This window comes from Anabaena sphaerica FACHB-251, from assembly GCF_014696825.1.
Classification (GTDB): domain Bacteria; phylum Cyanobacteriota; class Cyanobacteriia; order Cyanobacteriales; family Nostocaceae; genus RDYJ01.
The window spans coordinates 261,149-281,229 of the sequence record NZ_JACJQU010000005.1 but is presented as its reverse complement, the minus strand read 5'-3'; the positions used below and the strand labels follow the sequence as shown (position 1 = coordinate 281,229).

The window sequence follows — 20,081 nt, the reverse complement described above, 5'->3', positions numbered from 1 at the left end:
CCAGGCGCTTTTTATTTTGGCAACAAATGACGTATTTAAATTACTAATATAAGATTTAAGGAAAACACTTGCTATTTAATTGAACCAGTGATATAGTCTATTTGTGTGTGAGGAGCAAAGTTCAAAAAGCGTTTGGGGTGGAAACACGGTAACACTCCCAGGCGCTTTTTGCTTGCATAGGTTTTCCGATATTACGCATTTCATTGTTCAACAAAGGCTTTGAGGTTTTCTAAGCAAATCATTTGGGCTTGTTGAAACATCTTCTTTATGGCTACGTTGAAAAATAAATATGCCAAATAATTTTTCATTTTAAATTCAAACTGCCAGATGATTTGTGTTTCTGAATTTACGTTTGAGTATAACCACTTTCCCGAAGCGGAACTGACTAACCAAGAAAAGGGTGGCTGAAAACCCCGCATTAATTCGTATTCTTGAATTGTGGGACGTTGTAGATTGATAATAATTTCTTCTATTTCTGAACTATCGCTATTTTTAACAATTCTCATGCTACCTTGATGGAGAGGCAAACCATCTGTAGTTTTCGCATGAATAATTGCAGGTATAGATTTATAACCAGTGAAAAATTTGGGTAAATTTTGAGACTCAATTGAGGAATCAAATACATCCTCTATTTTACCATTGATGATAATTTGGGCGGTAGTTTGGATTTGCATAATCAGTGATTTAATTATGGCTAGTTAGCAGTTGTTGAAAATTTCTAACCATTCATTTTCTGTAAGTGGACTAACTTCTACCTGCATATTAAAACATTCACAGGCCGCAACCACTAAAGCATTGATGATTGTTTGTTGGTTTAAATTTTCTGGTAGTTTGACGGGAGTAAAAGCATCTTTCCCGAAAACCTGTTTAAATAAATCTACATCTGGGTGTAAAATCATAGAACCATGTTGTAGGATTGCTTCGCCTTTTCGCAGTTGGGCGCTACCAATTAATTTACTACCATCTGCTAAAATTAAATCTGCACCTGTGGCCGTGCCAAAACAGTTAGGATTGTGGATATAACCCCGGCCAGCTTGACCGTAGTTTAAGTCTACACCGAGCGATCGCCAGCCTTGAATCAAAAACTCACAAATCTTTGCATACACCTGTAAACGACTTCCCGTTATTCCTGAAGTTATGACAGCATAAGTTAAATCACCTTGATGTAAAACTGCCCTTCCACCGCTAGGACGACGTACCAAATCAAGTTTATCATCATGCCAAGTTAAATTTGGCCAATATTCAGGATATCGTTTTTGATGATAACCCAGAGAAATGGCAGGAGGCGACCAAGTATAAAACCGCAGGGTGGGAGGATGCTTTCCTGACTCGTGCTGTTCCAGCAACCATCTATCAACTGCCATTTGGACATTACCAGCAGCTGCTAAACAAGGAATTAGTCGCCAAACCTGTTTTACCACAAAATCTAAAATCCAAAATCCAAAATCCAAAATTGCCTATGCTGCACCAAACTCCTCTACCAAAGCTTCATCATTATCATCAGCGATGGTAGCAACAATGGTAATTATGCGGGAAATTTCCCCTGGTGACAACTCTGCTAAAGTGCGTGAGGAAATGACAACAACCTGATTTTCACTAATGCCAAAACGAGCTTCAAAGGTACTGGTGCAGTTCAACTCTAACAGATGACGCATTAATTTGGGTTCATTTTTGGCGGGTAACTTCAGCACCACAGACCAAACCGTGATAGTATCTTCATCAGTAGAACCTGTGAGTTGTACGAATACTTCCACACTGCCATATTTAAACTTCCACAGATAAGCGCCCCCTGGGGTGTGGCTAACCATTGCGCTGTTATCTTGTTCTAGCGTACTGATAACGTTTTCAATTACTTCTATATGGTTGGGGCTTGATGTTTCGGAAATGAGTTCATCAACCAATTCATTGGGAGTTAGGGTTTCTTGGTAGCTTGTCATACAGACTTATTCCTCAATATAGTTACTGCTTTAATCTACAACTACTTTATCGTTTGTAGCCCAAATTGGCTTGAGTCAGAAGCTTAGAACCCGGACTTCTTAGGGAAGTCGAGGATATTGTTGTTCGAGGTTAAATAAAAGTAAAAAGCATTACTTTTAATAATTCTTATATTATATCTTTGAATATACCTAAATCTTCACATATTATGCAGCAAATCATACCTGAATCTACCTCCCCCATCTCTCCTACTCTACAAACTGGTGTCCGCAGATTGGGAATAAATCCTAATCATTGGTATGTGGTTGCACGGACTAGCGAGGTTATAAATAAGCCTTTGTCTGTAACGATTTGGAAAAAAGCGATCGCACTCTACAGAGATAGTACCGGAAAAGTTCACGCTTTAGAAGATCGTTGTCCCCACCGTCAAGTTAAACTTAGTCATGGGCAAGTGATAAACAATGAATTAGAATGTGCTTATCATGGTTGGCGCTTCAATAGTGAAGGTGAATGTGCAGCGGTTCCCTATTTAGCAGCTAATCAAAAATTGCCAACTTGTAAAATTCACCATTATCCAGTTAAAGAACAAGACGGTTTTATTTGGTTATTTCCCGCAGATGTAGAACCAAACATAGAACCATTGGGTTTACCCGAATGGGAACATTTAAATTATATTGCCACAGTTTCCGTCATTAATACTCAAGCTCATTATTCTTATTTAATTGAAAACCTGATGGATATGTATCACGGACATTTACATCAAGATCTGCAAGCTTGGGCTGAAGCCTCACTACAAAATATTGACGAAGACGAAAATAGTGTTCATGCCCATTATACAGCCCAAAGTTATTATAAAATAGATAAAATTTGGTCTATATCCCAGTTATTTTTTCCGGCTTTGCGACGCTTACATCCTGAACCTTTAGATGTAAGTTATGTTTATCCCCATTGGGTATCTACCTTGGGTAATGATTTTAAAATTTACTGTTTATTGTGTCCCGTGAATGAGACAGAAACAAAAGCCTATTTAATTCACTTTACCTCACTCAATGCCTTTTGGAGATTACACAAATTACCTGTATGGTTTCGCCGTTTTATCAAAGATAGCTTATTTGGTGCAGCGCAGAAATTACTTGATGGTTTGGTGATTCAAGATGTGAAAATGATTGAAGAAGAACAACAGGCTTATTTACAGAATTCACAAATACGGAATTATGAATTAAATCGAGCTTTGGTAAGTGTGCAGAAGCTGATGAAGACTCAAATTGAGAAATTGGGGTAAGTAAGCTTTGATAAGTAGTTGAGTAGCTGAGATATTAGGTAGTGCTGAGTTTTGGAAAATTTTGGCAACCAGGCAACAATCTCTAAAACTTTAGCGTCTACCTTGAGTATACTCAAGCAACCAGATACCCTACTTTTTCAAGAAGTCGGGTATCTCAATTCCGTAATGGTTATTTATTTGTTGTATGGCAATAGTAACCAATGATTTCTGAACATACCTTCAAGCAGTAATTTGTTTATGGTGAATATGAAAAACTTCTCTACCTTAAAAACCAATATCAATCCAAGGAAAATAGCAGCTTATTTGATGTTAACTGCCATTTTATCTATAAGTAGCGGCTTAACTATCATCAATAATAATGCTGCTTCTGCAAATTCCATCAATGCCCAAAATAGAAACATTAAAAATAGCAAAATCCAACCTGTAGCAATTCCTGAAAACGAATTACCACCACCTTTAGATCAAGGTATGGTATTCCGGGAAATTTCCACAGGTGGTTTTACTGGGGCAACCTATCAAACAGTTTTAATGAATGATGGGCTGTTGATGCGTGTGCGTATTGGTGATGCTAATGATTCTGAACGTAGCGTTCGCAGAGTTTCTTTGCAAGAGGTAACACAATTTGAAAAGATGTTGAATAAAAAGAACATTGCTAAATTCAAAAATCTCAGTTATCCAGCACCTAGCGGGGCGGCTGATTTTATTACCTATACTCTCACCAGTCAAGAAGGGACATTTCAGTATAACGACATTTCTCAAGATGGACTGCCAAAGAAATTACAGTCTGTAGTTTCCGCTTGGAATCAGATTAAAACTAACGCCCAATCATTATAAATTTGTTTGTTGAGAGGGATAACAATAAGATCCCTAATTTATTGAAGAAATTGGGGATCTGATAGGATAAATTTTGATATTGGGTTGTATAATAAATTTTTAATTTTTTATTCAAAACTGCCAGCGATAGATGAGTAATAAAACTGGAGAAACAAACCACAGTTGGGTGCAACCTCAAAATCCTGCCAAAGTAGAGTATCAACTGCAACAATCGCTACCAACAGAACCGACGTTTTATTATTTTGCCTATGGTTCGTGTATGTGTCCAGTCGATTTAAAGCGATCGCTTGGTGAAAACACCCACCCTTACGTCATCGGACCAGGAATATTAAAAGAATATCGACTAGGATTTTATGTTTATTCTCCTAATCGTAAATGTGGTGTTTTAGATGTGGTGAATGATAGTAAATCCATTGTCAAAGGTGTCCTTTATCAGCTACCTTGGCGACTGAGTGAACACTTAGATAAACGTGAAGGTGTTTCCCAAGGACTTTATCGTCATGAAATAGTAGACATTCACTGCCAAAACCAAATATACAAAAACGTTCGTACTTATGTAGTAGTGAACAAGCTAAAAGAAGAAGTTGCACCTAACGATTGGTACTTTAACGTTGTGCTACGGGGTGCGATTACCTGTGGATTACCAGAGGAATATTGTTGGCATTTGTTTAATCATATGTACCATTTACAACAGTATAATCAAAAACAAAAGAAACGCTCGGCTTAGTAATTGCAGATATCTAATCTAATTCTCGACGACCTTCTAAAGCTCTAGCCAGTGTCACCTCATCAGCATACTCTAAATCACCACCCACAGGTAATCCAAAGGCGATACGTGTGACTTTAGTAAATGGTTTCAGTAGCTGCCCTATATATAATGTTGTCGTTTCCCCTTCTACACTGGGACTAATTGCCATAATTACTTCTTGTGGTTTTTGTTGACTGACTCTGCGTACTAAAGCTTGAACTGTCAACTGTTCCGGGCCAATACCGTCCATTGGGGAAATTACTCCACCTAAAACGTGATACTTACCTTTATACTCGCGGGTTTTTTCCAGTGCAATCACATCACGAGAATCTGCAACTACACAGATAGTTTGATTATCTCGGTTGGGGTTGCGGCAGATTTCACATACAGGTTCAGATGAGAGGTGATAGCAGACTTGACACAAGCCTATCTGTTTTTTTGCGTCAATCAGTGCTTGTGCTAAGGCTTCTACTTCTGCTTCTGGACGCTTCAAAATGTGCAATGCTAGACGTTGAGCGGATTTAGGTCCTACTCCAGGAAGGCGTTGCAGTTGCTCAATTAACCGGGCTAAAGGGCGTGCGTAAACCGTGGTCTTGTCTCCAGTGTGTTTTTACCTTTACTATGATGACATTTTTAGGGAATTTTGGTCTTTGAAAATCCAAAATCTTATTCTGCTGGCTTTTGGGCTGTAACTCCTACAGTTGCGTATTAAATAGCCCATGTGTTGAGGTCATCTGCAAATAAACCTCTAATATGGATGAGAACTTAACGTGCATGAACAAAGTCAAAAGAGTGATGTTCCAGTGGAATATTTAGGATATAAGCTTCTATAACTTCAACATTCAATGATTTGACGCTGGAGAGAAAACGAGTATTTAAATCAACGGCCACAACTTTACCCCTTTCTCCCACAGTTGCTGCCATCCATTTTGTAATTGAACCTGCTCCTGCTCCCACTTCCAAACATCGCCACCCCGTTGTAAATTAAAGACGTATTGAGACTTTGACATTGATATCTCTAAGGGAATTCCAAATAAAAAATATCCCATCACTTTGCAAAGCCCAGAACCCCAACTTCTGACATCAATTCATAATTTATTTACGAGATAAAAAAGAAGTTGGGGATATTATTATATTGCTATAAGTAAGTCGGCGGGAAAAAACCGAAGTATGTAACAAAAAGTAAATTCACCAAAACCCTCTTCCCCGTTCCCCGTTCCCTCTTCCCTCTTCCCTTGTCATAACGACAATTTTTAACGCCCACTTACTTAGTTACCTAAACAGTCACGATTCCCAGCTATTTTGGCGACAAATTACCAAAAAAGTCATAGTGATCTAAAGCTTCCAAAATGCCCCAAGCATAATGACCTTCAGCAAAATAAATCTGCGGATAACCACGTAGTTTTTCAATTTCTTGGCTGTAATTCCCCACCACAACTCCCAAAGTTTGACCACCAAGCATGGTTTCATCATTACCTGATGCCCCTGCTACTAAAAAACGTTGCACAGGTAAACCCCATTTTAAAGCCACATAGCGAATCGCATCTCCTTTAGAAGCCCGGATAGGCACTAAGTCAAGATACATATTGTGGCTATAAATCCCTTTAACAGGAAGTTGATGACGACGCAAATGGCGGATAATTTCTCGGAAGTTTGGCGCTTTAGCTTCATCCACAAAATAGCTGATCTTAAACTTGCGTTGAGATTCTGGTGGTTGCAATTCCACACCAGGTATATTCTTCATTGCTTGCCGAATTGCTTGCGCTTGCCATTGATAGCCAATGTGTTTTTGCCAACTTGTATCTGTGACAATCTGCGGACCATAGTAGATTTCACTACCTGCTGATGTAATTAACAAATCTGGCATGGGGAAGCGCCATTCTTCCAACATACTCAAGGTACTTTCTAGACTGCGGCCTGTGGCAATCCCAACCCCGGTTGTATGCCCTTCACTGCGAATGCGATGAATCAATTTTTCTAGGGCTTCTTTATCACCCAACAGCGTGTTATCAATTTCACAAACTAGGAAACGATCAGCCGTTGGTAGACGGTTGGTATCAGGTATATTCCAGTCTGGATGATCAGCAGCTGGAGATGCGGGTAGAGGACTGAGTAAAGATTGAATTCGTCGTTGAGGAAATAGACGGATTTTTTCCAGATATTTTTCAACGTGACTAGTCCAGGAAAAATATTTGCGGACATTCACCAAGCCATTATTAGACCAATGTTGCCATTTTTCAGTATCCGTTAGGGTTGTGCGTAGAGCATCTTGTATTTCTTTAATATTCAGAGGATCAATCAGCAAACCATTCTGGCAAGCTGCCAAGATATCCCTTGGTCCGCCGTCAGCAGTAGCAATAATAGGCACTCCACAAGCACTAGCCTCTATTAAAGTTAACCCAAAAGGCTCGGTTAGTGCTGGATTAATAAAGACTCCTTTGGTTTTAGCCGTCAGTCGATATAAATCTGGAACATCATCAGAATTATGGTGTTTGGGGTAAGCCATAAGACCATAAAGGTCGTAGCGGTCTATTAATTGCAATATCTCGATAAATACCTGACGCGGACCTGATTCCATCGTCATGATGTCATCTCGTTTTCCCAGTATAATTACTAAGTTAGCCAGTTTCCGCAACTCAGGATCTGAGCCATAGGCTTTAATCAGACTACTGACGTTTTTCCGAATTGCTGGGCGAGAAATAGCCATGATCATCGGCTTTTGCGGATCTTTGAGGAAGCGATCTAATTCTTTTTGAATGGGTGGGTTGTGCCAATTATCTGCTGCTGAGTAAAATCGATCCAAGTCCACACCAGGAGGAATTACCACCATTCTTTCTGGTTGATAGCGATCATATACACTGTACTGTTGCTCAACTTCTTGATTCGTACTGGCTATAACTAAAGCTGCACCACCAAGGGTGATTTCTTCTGCTTCAATTCTGGTACTGATGTGAAAATGTTCTTCAATAGCTTCCTGCTTAGTTCCCTGTTCTAATAATCGTTGCTGTTTGACTCTTCCCAAGGAATGACCAGTATGCACAAGAGGCGTTCCTAACCAACCAGCAACCCGACTGCCAACATATCCAGCGTCGGCGTAGTGTGTATGAATTACATTGGGTATTCTTCCCACTTTGCGGATGTGTCGCAGCAATTCATCTGCAAAGGTATCTAAATGTGGCCAGAGAACTTCTTTGCGGATATAGCGACGTGGTCCGCAAGCAAGGCGAATAATTTGGGCTTTGTCTGAAAGTATTTCTATTGGTTGGGCATAGTCAGGACTAACTTTAGGATCATTGACCAACCGAGTCACTAAATCAACTCTTTCTACTTGCGAGTTTTTGGCTAATGTATTGGCAAGTTCGACCACATATTTTGTTTGTCCGCCAGTATCGGCATCTCTTCCTAACTCTAGATTATGACCTCTAATTAAACCGTGAACACTGACGAGTATAATGTACAGTCCAGGGCTGTGTGACATTTGTCTTCCTCGATAATTGACTGTATGGCAAGCTGTATCTAGCTTTTTTATACTAAATGGACTGTGCGGTTACAAGTTAAACACTTATGAATACAGGGAAGTGGAACAATTAATTTGCCAAATTTAGCTAGAATTTTTCTATTTTTTACTTCATAAGCTTAGTAACAATTAAACCAGATTGAACTGCTAGTATGAACTGGCCTAAAGTCAGATTTCCTTGATTTTATAGTTGAATATATATGTCTGCTATGTGATGAGAAGAGCCGTCGACTAGTTTATTTTCCATGTACAAAAGATGTCCTATTTGACACTCCCCGACCTAAAGGTGCGGGGATTCTTGGTTCAGAAATTTTTGTTTGTTCCAAAAAAAATGTTAAATTAATTTTGCTCAGGTACTTACCTGTGTAGGCAGGCAAGAGGATTTTAGAAAATTAAGATGTACCGATTTTTGAACAAAAATCAAATAAGAGTTTTATATCTATATTTCTATCTAAATTTTTACATAAGATAAACAGCGTGGGCAGTTGCAACCCAACGGCAGCTTTAATAATGTTGAGTTTCGTCAAGCCAACCTAAGTTTGTTTTTCTCGCCCAAAACAATAATACCCCCCATTTATGGGGGGTATCTTTTAATTATCTGAATCTTTCAGATTAGCCGTTGATTGCAGGAGCAGTCAAAGCAACAGGAGCAACTTCACCAGCAGCCAAGTCTAAGGGGAAGTTGTGAGCGTTGCGCTCGTGCATTACTTCCATACCCAAGTTAGCGCGGTTGATTACATCAGCCCAAGTACCGATTACACGACCTTGAGAATCAATGATGGATTGGTTGAAGTTGAAACCGTTCAAGTTGAACGCCATGGTGCTGATGCCCAAAGCGGTGAACCAGATACCAACTACTGGCCATGCAGCCAAGAAGAAGTGTAAGGAACGGCTGTTGTTGAATGAAGCGTATTGGAAAATCAAGCGACCGAAGTAACCGTGAGCAGCAACGATGTTGTAGGTTTCTTCTTCTTGACCGAATTTGTAACCGTAGTTTTGAGATTCGGTTTCGGTTGTTTCACGAACCAAGGAGGAAGTTACCAAAGAACCGTGCATTGCAGAGAACAAGGAACCACCGAATACACCAGCTACACCCAACATATGGAAGGGGTGCATCAAGATGTTGTGTTCAGCTTGGAACACGATCATGAAGTTGAATGTACCGGAGATACCCAAAGGCATACCGTCGGAGAATGAACCTTGACCGATTGGGTAGATCAAGAATACTGCGGTAGCAGATGCCAAAGGTGCAGAGTAAGCTACACAGATCCAAGGACGCATACCTAAGCGGTAAGACAATTCCCACTGACGACCTAAGTAGCAAGCGCAACCGATCAAGAAGTGGAAAATTACCAATTGGTAAGGACCGCCGTTGTACAACCACTCATCTAAGGAAGCTGCTTCCCAGATTGGGTAGAAGTGCAAACCAATAGCGTTAGAAGAAGGAACAACTGCACCAGAGATGATGTTGTTTCCGTATATTAAAGAACCTGCAACTGGCTCACGGATACCGTCGATGTCAACGGGAGGCGCAGCGATAAATGCAATTATGAAGCAGGTAGTAGCAGCTAACAGGGTAGGAATCATCAGTACGCCGAACCAACCGATGTAGATACGGTTTTCGGTGCTGGTGATCCACTCGCAAAAGCGATCCCATACGTTAGCGGTTGAACGCTGTTGAATGGTTGTGGTCATTTTATGAGTGCTTTATTTTCTTATGATGTTGATAGGTTTTTTTGCCTATCTGTATTTAACATTAAAATATAAGTTGATTTTTGTAAAGATAATTAAAATTAGTATTTATTATATCAGTTATATGTTTTACTAATGTATTCAGATTTACAGAAAATAAAACGCTAATCAAAATCACCTTCACCTCCACATCCCTTGGAGCGATCGCCAAAAGCTATAGATACAGCATATGGCAGGTAAATGAGCTACAAATTGTCATCAAAAAGCCTTGCACTAAAATGAAGGCTGCTGTAAATATTACTAAAAATCAAAATAGATATAAGGTAAACTGCCTTCAGGAGCTAGTAACCATACGGCGTAGAAGCATAAAGGGACAAAAACAAGTTTGATAGGCCAGCTAAACTCTAACTTCATCCCTCGCTTAAAGGCATAGGTTATACTCATAAATACAGCTAGAACTACCAATAACAAACATAGTTCCTGTTGGTTACTGTTCAACGCTTCAACATAGACTTTTTCGGCAAATTGTGCATCAGCAGTATGACCCCAAAGGTGCTGTACGACTAAAGCAGAATCTTGAAGGTTGGGAAGACGGAACCAAATCCAGGATGTGAAAACCATAAACTGGGTTAACAACCAAGCGAAAATAATACCTAGTGGGTTTTGCCAGAAGAGATTCAGGATTTTAAAGCGATCGCTCATGGCATCTGTCAGACGATGAACAGCTAAGGCTATACCATGCAACGCGCCCCAAATCACAAAACCCCAAGCGGAACCGTGCCAAATGCCAGCAACTAGCATCACAATTAATAAATTGATACAGGTAAGCATCAAACCCTTACGGGAACCGCCCAAAGGAAAGTATAGATAATTACGTAACCAGTCACCCAAGGTGATATGCCAACGTCGCCAAAAATCTGCAATGCTGGTGCTGAAGTAAGGAAAATCAAAATTTTCAGGCAGAACTAAACCAAAAAGTAAAGCACTACCACGGGCAATATCTACATAACCGTTAAAATCTAAATATAATTGCAAGCCGTAAGCAAAGGTAGCTAACCATAAATCTGTACTACCTGCTCTTTGCAAATTACCGAAACATAAATCAACAAAAATTCCCAGATTATCTGCCAGAATACCTTTTTTAACAGCACCTCTAGCAATTAACCACAACGCCTCTGCCCATCTATCAACATTAGGAAATGGTGCTGTATTGAATTGAACTGCTAAGTTATGGTAACGAGTAATTGGTCCGGAAATTAGTTTAGCGAAAAATAATTTGTAGGTAGCAAATTTCAAAAATTGCTCAGTAGCTGGCGCACCACGATAGACATCTATTAAATAAGCGATACACTCAAATGTAAAAAAGGAAATTCCCAAGGGTGTAATTAATTTAAAAGGTACATCTGGTGAGTTTAAAGGTATGTTAAAAATCCATTTTAATAAAATAGGTAGATACTTAAAACTTAATAGGAGTCCTACATTTAAGATTACACCAAACCACAAAAGCTTAAGACGGTTCAGATTCCAGTCAGATTGGGATATTTGCCACTCTTCATTAGAAATTTGCCAGTCTTGGGAATGTTTACCTGGTGAGGTATTTTTGCCAATTTCTAGACCTATACGAAAGTTAATAAAAGTAAGTACCAAAAGTAACGGCAAGTATTGAATATGCCAAGATGAGTAGAATACTATACTAGCTACAAGTAATGTCCATAATCGTAACTTTTGTTCGGCTACAGTCCAGTAAATTCCCAGAATACTCAGCAGAAAAAGCCCGTAAAAAATTGATATAAACTTCATCAGTTATCAGTTGTTAGTTGTTAGTTGCAAGAGGCAAGAGAAAGATAATAATTTATTTCCTGTTTCCCCTGCGCCCCTTCCTCTTCAGAGTCCCCATTTATTTAACAGTCCAGGGAATCATGGGGTCAGTAGCCAGCTTTTTAGAGACTTCATAAGCTCCGTAGCGGTTGAGGTGACTGGGGTCAGAAAAGTAGTCATTTGCTTTGAGCCAGATTTGACTTAAATCACGGTAGATCAAGTTGGTATGAGTAGTAGAAGTATCTAACATATATTTTTGAAATTCTTGCTCATATTTTGTCCGCATCGTGTCTAAGTAATCTGCTGTGAGGGGCATATTCACAAATACTAGGGCTATTTTTTGAGTATTAGTAAACTCTATAACTGATTGTAAAGCTGCATCTTGTTCACCTCCTAGTTGAAAAGATTTATAGTCATTGTCGTAACTTCCAGATACTTTGGGATGATTTTGATAGTATGTAGCAGGATTAAAACGAATAGATAAGGGCAAGAAGCCATCAAAATCAACCCCTTGTGCGGACTGATATTCTTTTAGGTCGCTAGTCAATTTAATGTTTGAGTTAACTTGCTGATAGTTATGAATAAAAGGTAAATATTTGAGTTGTTTTTGCAATAATGCTTTAATTTTGTCTCGATTCTCGTAGCTGGCAGACATACCAACTAAAGCCTGGTTTAACCATTCGTTAGCAACTTGATAGCTATTAAAATCTACTGTTTTATCTTGATCATTTTCATCTTTTACTGTGTTTAATTTTTGCGGGGATAAATTATTGTTATCGACAGGTTTTGTGGCTTTTTTTAAGACTTCTTGATACCCTTTGGAAGCAGCAATAGTATTAAAAGTGATATCTTCACGTCCATTATTGAAAGCTCTAGAACCATCTGCCCAAATAATAAGTTTTGGTAATTCTGAAGGTTCTAAAACTTGACGAATGATAAAGTTCACAACTTGGGCTGTAGCACCATTAATACCAAAGTTAAATATGTCAATTTTTGGATAACCTTGAGTTGCCAATGCTTTAGAAAGGGCGACGGGATCAACTCCTCTCAAGGCACGAGAAGAACCAATAATTAGCACATCTGGCGGTTTTTTAGTTGTTGCCAAACGCTGTTTATAAAGTGCTAATTGTTCATCTAATTGCCTGGCATTAAAACTGGGCATCTGTGACCGTGCGGCTAACAGAATAGCAGTGGCGTTAGCTTTTTGTTTCAATGGCGCAGCTGGCAAATTTTCTGATGGGCTATCATTTTGGGTAAAGCCAGAAGCATTAAAGGCCGAATTACCAAATTGAGAAGATTTTGTGTTATTGGTGCTAGTAAAAAAGGCTGATTTTTGATCTTGATTTTTTCCTGATGTTAAAGATGCCTGGGACTGTGAGGATGAGGAAGATAAAGCACTATTATCTGGGGGTGAATTTTGTATAGTACGAGTAATCACGTAACCTAACATCCAATCACTTTGGATTGTGAGTATTAATCCCAAGGCTACCCAGACTACACTTACCCATAGTCCTTGTTCATCATGGTTATGGTCAGCTGACTGGTTAGTTTCTGCAAACAGTTGTGTTGCTAAAAGTAGCTTTCTGACTTGTTTGTGAGCAGTTTCTACCCAGTCTTGTGCTACTTCAGTCACCAAATTTTGAACTTCCTGGGTTGTTAAGTCAGGGCGCAGAATTGGCTCGTTAGCTTCATTGTTATTAAGTAAATCGCTGACATATTCAGCTGTAGCAGCAAATTCTGGTGTAGCTTCTGGTACTAATCGGTGGCGTTGTCCAAAATCAACTCCGTGATGCCAAACAGGTTCATGATCTCCAGCACGACGACCATAAACTCTCACACCAGTAACGCCGACAATGTGGAGTTGGCGAATAAATTGAATGACTTTGATGGCTACTTGTTGGCGTGTGGGACAATTGGGTGCATCACACATAACGTGCAGTAAATCACCCTTATGTAGCAATAATACGCGGATACCGCCTGTTTTTAACCGCCAATCCATATCTTGATTGATCAGGCGCTCCAGTAAGAAAATGATAGCTGGTTCATCCCCAGTAGTACCTAGATCCAGGGTGGTTGTTGCCAAGGCGGGATGCTGTGCAGCTGGTAAAGACAACCAATCTACCCAAACAGGTTGCTTATCATCTGTTTTTTGTCCGTATACAGCTGCTGCCAGAATACCTTGGGGTGCAATCTTTTCTAACTGGGCCAGAATTACCGGGGAACACACCTCTTTATCTGGTGCGGGAGCAGTTTTTAGAGGGTCAAATGCAGGAGTGCAAAAGATATGTAGGGTAAATTCTTTGAGAGAAGCTTGAACAGCAATTTTTAAATCTGACAATACCTCAGTTAACAAGCGAGCGATCGCTTGCACATCCCCCCACCGCGCCCATTCTTTGAGCATGGTTTCCGGTGGGGTTAAATCTACCCGCAACCGCCAATCAGGCTCACTCTCACCCCGGACTTGGGATACAATAACAGCATCTTCATAGCCAGCCAGCTTGAGATGTCGCAACTGTTGGGCTACTGGTTCAGCCAGTAATGTAGCATCAGGGCTATAAGTTGATTGGCAGAATATCCAGAGACGATTACCTGTTTTTTGGGAGTTGGCTTTAGACTCGTAGGGCTTGCTTTTAACTTGTACAGCCACACCCAACTTACTCAGGTTTTCACTCAGATAACGAGCGATCGCATCGGGGTTGCCTTGACGTGCCAAACTTTCATTAGAGACAATCAGCGCCCCTCCAGGTAGTCTGGATTTTTTGGCTTCTGCTAACAGTGCTTGCTCTACCTGCTCTAGATGGCGATCTAATTGATTTAAGTAGACCCGATGACACCATTGAGGACGGTGTTCTCCTTTCTTCCGACCATAGACCAATACTTGGTATATTGAGGATTGTTCCTCATTTGTGAGGCTATCTAAATCTGTTTGCCCAAGTGCTTGTAGCAAGTCAGAAAGAGTTTGCCAACGTTGTGGGCAGTCTGTACCTTCACAAAGGATATGCAGTTCATTTCCCAGCAACCGGACTTTCACCCCGAAAGTGCTGATTCCTGTTGCTTGGCTTACCCATTGCACTAAGGTTTGCTGGCGATCTAGTAATAATGTTTTCATTATGAAGCTAATTTTAACAGGAAGCGAGTGTTGGGGGATTTTGCCTGTACTTGTAAACTAGAACCATAGATTTATCACATTTTGCAGTTTTTTTTTAACAATTTTGTTACCTTTGGAGCTTGCAAAATGGGCAAAGATAGTCTTATCAAGGTTACATATCCTCAGAAGATTGAGTTTTGCGTCAATACTTGTCGGTGCGTGGGAAAGAAAAAACCTTTACCCTTTACCCAAACCAATAATTTACAACTTTCAGACTCTTAAGCAAGCAGTATTGAGTTTTGCGTCTATTTTACTCATCTGGCCATCACTAAGAATTAGCAATGTCACCTGTAACCCAAAACCCCTTACCAAGCCCAGGATTAAATCTGATTTTGTTTAGTATTCCCCAATCTTGTCTCCTACAAATAGCTACAGCATCTATGCTACTGCTACTTGTAGCAGATAAAGCAACTGGTCAGGCACTGGAAGCTTTAGGATCAGCCAGTGAAGAAGTATTTAGAGGCGATCGCCTCCCCCTTCTCAACTTTCCAGATGAACAGGAACTAAACCAAAGCTGACAGTTATATATAACCATTTATTGGCTTCGGGTAATCCTATAAACCAACCAGCACAAAACTAAAATTGTAAACAGTAATTGGCTTTACTAGAGCGGAGAATATGGGTTCCCTTTTATACTCTTCATCGCCAGCAGCGAATATCTACCCTATGTCTGAATTATTCTTGCGTCATCGTCTACAGGTAGTAGAGGAATTGTGGGAGTCGGTTCTTCGGCAGGAATGCGGACAAAAAATGGTGGATCTATTGCGGCAGTTGCGCGATTTGTGTTCACCTGAAGGACAAGCTACAAATGATCATGCCTCCTCAGCAGTCGAATTGATCGAACAGCTAAATATCAACGAGGCTATTCGTGCTGCTCGTGCTTTTGCTCTTTATTTTCAGCTGATTAATATCATTGAGCAGGAATACGAACAAAAGCAGCAGCTAACCCGCTATTCTGATTCAGGCATCATAGATCAGGAACATCTCGCCAATATTATTTATTCGACTAACCAAAGGGAAGATGACTTACCTGTCACCAAGGAACTAGGAGCAGATTCATTATCACAAAGTTGGACAGACACAACGCCAGTTAAACAAAAGGGTACATTTGCAGCTTTATTTCCCCTGTTATTCAAACTGAATGTACCACCTCAGCAAATTCAACGTCTGATTTCTCAACTGGATATCCGCCTAGTTTTCACTGCACACCCCACGGAAATTGTTCGTCACACTATCCGCGATAAACAGCGACAGGTAGTAAACCTCTTACAACAGCTAGATAGTTTGGAAAATCGCTCTGGTGGTTATCCTTGGGAAGCAGCAGAGGTAAAAGAGCGATTATTGGAAGAAATTCGCCTCTGGTGGCGTACTGATGAACTGCATCAATTTAAACCAACTGTATTAGATGAAGTAGATTATGCGCTACACTACTTCCAGGAAGTTTTATTTGATGGTATTCCCCAACTTTATAAACGCCTCAAATATTCTCTAGCACAAACATTTCCTTGGTTAGAACCACCTAGTACAAATTTTTGCTCTTTTGGTTCTTGGGTAGGTTCAGACAGGGATGGAAATCCATCGGTGACACCAGAAGTAACTTGGAAAACTGCTTGTTATCAGCGCAAGATGGTGTTAGAGAGATATATTCACTCGGTGAAGCAGCTGATTGAATTATTAAGTGTGTCCATGCACTGGAGCGATGTGCTGCCAGATTTGCTGGAATCGCTAGAGTTAGATCAATCTACTTTGAGTGATGTATACGATGCGCTGGCCTTGCGTTATCGTCAGGAACCTTATCGACTTAAACTTTCTTATGTGCTAAGAAGGCTGGAAAATACACGCGATCGCAATCTGGCTTTATATAATCGGGAAACGCCAACAAATGAAGATTCCCCCATGTATCGTTCCGGGGCTGAATTTTTGGCAGAACTACGATTAATTCAGCGCAACTTGACAGAAACAGGTTTAAGTTGTCGAGAGTTAGAAAATCTCATTTGTCAAGTCGAAATTTTTGACTTTCACCTGACTCAGCTAGATATTCGTCAAGAATCATCTCGTCACTCTGATGCGCTCAATGAGATTCTTGAATACTTGCAAGTTTTACCCCAATCTTACAACGAACTATCAGAAGCTCAAAGGGTGGCTTGGTTAACTGGAGAACTGCAAACGAGACGGCCATTAATTCCCGCAGAATTACCATTTTCTGAAAAAACCAATGATGTAATTGAAACCTTCCGCGTCGTGCGATCGCTGCAACAAGAATTTGGCCTCAACATCTGCCAAACTTACATTATCAGTATGTGCCGCGAAGTCAGCGATGTTTTGGAAGTTTTGCTTTTAGCCAAAGAAGCGCGATTATTTGACCCCGCTATAGCTGTAGGTTCAATTCGAGTTGTACCGCTATTTGAGACTGTAGAAGACTTACAACGCTCTAGAAGCGTCATGCGGCAGCTGTTTGGACTCCCACTTTATCGCGCTTTCTTAGCGGGTGGTTATGAAGCAATTAATCTAGAAAATACCTCCCCATCTTTCCAATCCCCCAACTCCCCATCTTCCCCCATCCTCAACCCTAACTTGCAAGAAGTGATGCTGGGGTATTCTGACAGCAACAAAGACTCTGGTTTCTTAAGTAGCAACTGGGAAATTCATAAAGCTCAAAAATCACTGCAAAAAATCGCGGAAGAATACGGCTTAAACCTGCGAATTTTCCACGGACGAGGTGGCTCTGTCGGTCGGGGTGGTGGACCTGCTTATGAGGCGATTTTGGCTCAACCAGGACACAGTATTAATGGACGGATCAAGATTACTGAACAAGGGGAAGTTTTAGCTTCTAAATATTCTTTGCTGGACTTGGCCTTGTACCACGTAGAAACTATTACCAGTGCAGTAGTCCAAGCTAGTTTGCTGCGGACTGGGTTTGATGATATTGAACCCTGGAATGAGATTATGGAAGAATTAGCAGTGCGTTCTCGTCAGCATTATCGCGCTCTCATTTACGAACAACCCGATTTTATCGACTTCTTCCACCAAGTCACCCCCATCGAAGAAATTAGCCAGTTGCAAATTAGCTCTCGTCCAGCACGGCGACCATCTGGTAAGAAAGATTTAAGCAGTTTGCGAGCTATTCCTTGGGTATTTAGTTGGACACAAACTAGGTTTTTGTTGCCTTCCTGGTATGGTGTGGGTACAGCTTTACAAGAGTTTTTAAACGAACAACCAGAAGAACACTTGAAATTACTGCGTTACTTTTATGTCAAGTGGCCTTTCTTCAAAATGGTAATTTCTAAAGCAGAAATGACCTTGGCTAAAGTAGACATGGAAATGGCGCGTCATTACGTACAGGAATTGTCCAACCCAGAAGATAAACCCAGGTTTGAGAAAGTTTTTGAGCAAATTGCCAGTGAATTCTATCTCACCAGGGATTTTGTCTTAAAAATAACTGGGCATCAGCGACTTTTAGACGGTGATCCCATCTTGCAGCGTTCAGTACAGTTACGTAATGGCACAATTGTACCGCTGGGATTTATCCAAGTTTCTCTGCTCAAGCGCCTACGACAGTACAAGAACAGTAGCACACCAGGGGTAATTCACTCCCGTTACAGCAAAGGGGAGTTACTAAGAGGAGCATTGTTAACTATTAACGGTATTGCAGCAGGAATGAGGAATACAGGTTGAAGAAGGTGACAGGTGACAGGTGACAGGTGACAGGTGACAGGTGACAGATAGGGGTGTAGCAGAAGAGAAGATAAAAGATAGAAGATATTATTATTTCTCCTCTGCTCACCATCTCCCCGTATTCCGAATTACGATGACTAAGAAACGGATTCTAATTTGTACTTTTGTGGCACTATCATCCGGCTTTTTTGGTGGTTTGATTGGTGGACAAATCACCTCAATGCTTCATAATCAAAAATGTCAAAATCAAGCCTGGGGCTTGAAAATGATGTGTAATACTTTGGTAACACCTGGAGCAATTTGGCAAGGCAGCATAGCTGGAATGTGGACAGGTACAACATTAGGGGCGTTTGTTGGTGGGTCAATAACGCGCAAAAATTATTAGTAATTGGTGATTGGTGATTGGTGATTGGGAAAAATAGAATTGATTCCCCAGTCCCCAGTCCCCAGTCCCCAGTCCCCAGTCCCCAGTCCCCAGTCCCCAGTCCCCAGTCCCCAGTCCCTAGTCCCTTGGGGTAGTAGATGATTGCAACTTATTTAAAGATTGCCAAGTATTTGTGCTGGTATCAAAACAGCGCCAATTTCCTTTGCGTTCGTCTTTGTAGCAAAATAAAGTGCGATCGCTATCATCAAAGTTATCAGTTAAAAAGTATACCATTCCTCGAAACGGATAAGTTTTACGACTCAGGCGCTTTGCTACGGCTTGATTCGGACATTCAACGATAAAAACGGATTCTCCATTGATTTTAGCGAGGGAGAAAAAACACATCCGCAAAATTGCTCTCAGCCAACTTTCAGAATTCTCGAAATAATCATCGATAATTTTGTTAGTTAGAGCTTGTTCGAGGCTGCGGTCTTTGTTACGAGGAGTGTGGGCATCAGACATAGCATCACCTAAATTGCTATACCGCTGGTTTGAGATTAAACCAAAATTTCCAAAAGTGACAAGTGTAGGAGGCAGAAGGCAGCGAAGAGGCAGGGGAGCAGGGAGCAGGGGGAAGTTAATAACCCAATGTCCAATGACCTGGTAATATATACCTATAAATCTGAGAATATATTGCCATGACTACCGAAACTAATGTAGGGAATCAAACTACTACAGGTGCTGATGCTATTGATGTAGCGATCGCACAAGGAATTGATTTTGATGGTTCTCCTATTCCCTCCGCTAAGTTAGAACTGTATAACCAAGTCATGGGATTAGAAGCAGGTAGACAACGTAGTGGTGTATCTAATACCATGCGTTCTCGCATCGTCCGCATCGGTGCCAAGCATATCCCCCAAGCAGAACTAGACCAAAAGCTTGTTGATGCTGGTTTTGCTCCTTTGAAAGAAAAAGAAATTGCCTTTTTCTACGGCGGTAAGTAATTTTCTTATTATAGTCTCCGAACAAATGTAGAATCGTAGCGATCGCTTGACATCAAGATAGTCG

General features: G+C 40.6%; 16 protein-coding genes and 1 pseudogene. 7 read left to right on the top strand and 10 right to left on the bottom strand.

The genetic code is table 11. The features are described 5' to 3' along the window. Positions 1-200 precede the first annotated feature (200 nt). The 3 genes from H6G06_RS12045 to H6G06_RS12035 form a co-directional block, all read right to left on the bottom strand. Entirely contained in the window at positions 201-674 is a 474-nt protein-coding gene (locus H6G06_RS12045) for an SRPBCC family protein (RefSeq protein WP_190560353.1), read from the bottom strand. A gap of 24 nt (positions 675-698) precedes the next feature. Continuing rightward, positions 699-1,364 (bottom strand): lipoate--protein ligase family protein, encoded by a 666-nt coding sequence (locus tag H6G06_RS12040; protein ID WP_190560439.1) that lies wholly within the window; start codon positions 1,362-1,364, stop codon positions 699-701. A gap of 93 nt (positions 1,365-1,457) precedes the next feature. Next, the gene (locus H6G06_RS12035; protein WP_190560352.1) at positions 1,458-1,937 is read right to left on the bottom strand and encodes a YbjN domain-containing protein; all 480 of its coding nucleotides are present in this window, start codon (positions 1,935-1,937) and stop codon (positions 1,458-1,460) included. A 206-nt stretch (positions 1,938-2,143) separates the two neighbouring features. On the opposite strand from H6G06_RS12035, the gene H6G06_RS12030 reads away from it, so the two are divergent. The 3 genes from H6G06_RS12030 to H6G06_RS12020 all read left to right on the top strand — a co-directional run bounded on the left by H6G06_RS12030 (position 2,144) and on the right by H6G06_RS12020 (position 4,778). Next, positions 2,144-3,217 carry an aromatic ring-hydroxylating dioxygenase subunit alpha gene (locus tag H6G06_RS12030; RefSeq protein WP_190560350.1) on the top strand — a complete coding sequence of 358 codons (1,074 nt, stop codon included), beginning with the start codon at positions 2,144-2,146 and terminating at the stop codon, positions 3,215-3,217. Positions 3,218-3,454: 237 nt separating this feature from the next. Then, the gene (locus H6G06_RS12025) at positions 3,455-4,051 is read left to right on the top strand and encodes a hypothetical protein (RefSeq protein ID WP_242039669.1); all 597 of its coding nucleotides are present in this window, start codon (positions 3,455-3,457) and stop codon (positions 4,049-4,051) included. A gap of 130 nt (positions 4,052-4,181) precedes the next feature. Continuing rightward, on the top strand, positions 4,182-4,778 hold the full coding sequence (locus H6G06_RS12020) for a gamma-glutamylcyclotransferase family protein (protein ID WP_190560348.1): 597 nt from the start codon (positions 4,182-4,184) through the stop codon (positions 4,776-4,778). 13 nt (positions 4,779-4,791) lie between these two features. Here H6G06_RS12020 and recR read toward each other — a convergent pair whose 3' ends face one another. From recR to H6G06_RS11990, 6 genes and pseudogenes are all read right to left on the bottom strand, one after another. Then, on the bottom strand, positions 4,792-5,349 hold the full coding sequence (gene recR / locus H6G06_RS12015) for a recombination mediator RecR (RefSeq protein ID WP_199306677.1): 558 nt from the start codon (positions 5,347-5,349) through the stop codon (positions 4,792-4,794). Between the two features lie 215 nt (positions 5,350-5,564). Beyond that, a pseudogene (locus H6G06_RS12010) lies at positions 5,565-5,765 on the bottom strand (class I SAM-dependent methyltransferase); the annotation flags it as partial. A 331-nt stretch (positions 5,766-6,096) separates the two neighbouring features. Then, positions 6,097-8,277 (bottom strand): HAD-IIB family hydrolase, encoded by a 2,181-nt coding sequence (locus H6G06_RS12005; protein ID WP_190560344.1) that lies wholly within the window; start codon positions 8,275-8,277, stop codon positions 6,097-6,099. 651 nt (positions 8,278-8,928) lie between these two features. After that, positions 8,929-10,011, bottom strand: coding sequence for a photosystem II q(b) protein (gene psbA, locus H6G06_RS12000; RefSeq protein ID WP_190560342.1), 1,083 nt, complete (start codon positions 10,009-10,011; stop codon positions 8,929-8,931). 297 nt (positions 10,012-10,308) lie between these two features. Continuing rightward, positions 10,309-11,808, bottom strand: a complete 1,500-nt coding sequence (locus H6G06_RS11995; RefSeq protein ID WP_190560340.1) for an MBOAT family O-acyltransferase — start codon at positions 11,806-11,808, stop codon at positions 10,309-10,311. A 97-nt stretch (positions 11,809-11,905) separates the two neighbouring features. Then, positions 11,906-14,935 (bottom strand): DUF1574 domain-containing protein, encoded by a 3,030-nt coding sequence (locus tag H6G06_RS11990; protein ID WP_190560338.1) that lies wholly within the window; start codon positions 14,933-14,935, stop codon positions 11,906-11,908. Positions 14,936-15,255: 320 nt separating this feature from the next. Between H6G06_RS11990 and H6G06_RS11985 the strand changes: the two genes are divergently transcribed. The 3 genes from H6G06_RS11985 (at position 15,256) to H6G06_RS11975 (ending at position 19,034) form a co-directional block, all read left to right on the top strand. After that, entirely contained in the window at positions 15,256-15,492 is a 237-nt protein-coding gene (locus tag H6G06_RS11985; protein WP_190560336.1) for a hypothetical protein, read from the top strand. Between the two features lie 100 nt (positions 15,493-15,592). Continuing rightward, a complete protein-coding gene (ppc, locus tag H6G06_RS11980) occupies positions 15,593-18,649 on the top strand; it encodes a phosphoenolpyruvate carboxylase (RefSeq protein ID WP_190560334.1) in 3,057 nt (1,018 codons plus the stop codon). Positions 18,650-18,782: 133 nt separating this feature from the next. After that, positions 18,783-19,034, top strand: coding sequence for a hypothetical protein (locus H6G06_RS11975; RefSeq protein WP_190560332.1), 252 nt, complete (start codon positions 18,783-18,785; stop codon positions 19,032-19,034). A 117-nt stretch (positions 19,035-19,151) separates the two neighbouring features. Here the strand turns inward: H6G06_RS11975 and H6G06_RS11970 are convergent, their stop codons facing one another. Then, entirely contained in the window at positions 19,152-19,535 is a 384-nt protein-coding gene (locus tag H6G06_RS11970; protein ID WP_190560330.1) for a hypothetical protein, read from the bottom strand. A 176-nt stretch (positions 19,536-19,711) separates the two neighbouring features. Here H6G06_RS11970 and H6G06_RS11965 point away from each other — a divergent pair, with 176 nt between their 5' ends. Further along, positions 19,712-20,017 (top strand): small RNA NsiR4-regulated ssr1528 family protein, encoded by a 306-nt coding sequence (locus H6G06_RS11965; RefSeq protein ID WP_190560328.1) that lies wholly within the window; start codon positions 19,712-19,714, stop codon positions 20,015-20,017. The last annotated feature ends 64 nt before the right edge of the window (positions 20,018-20,081 follow it).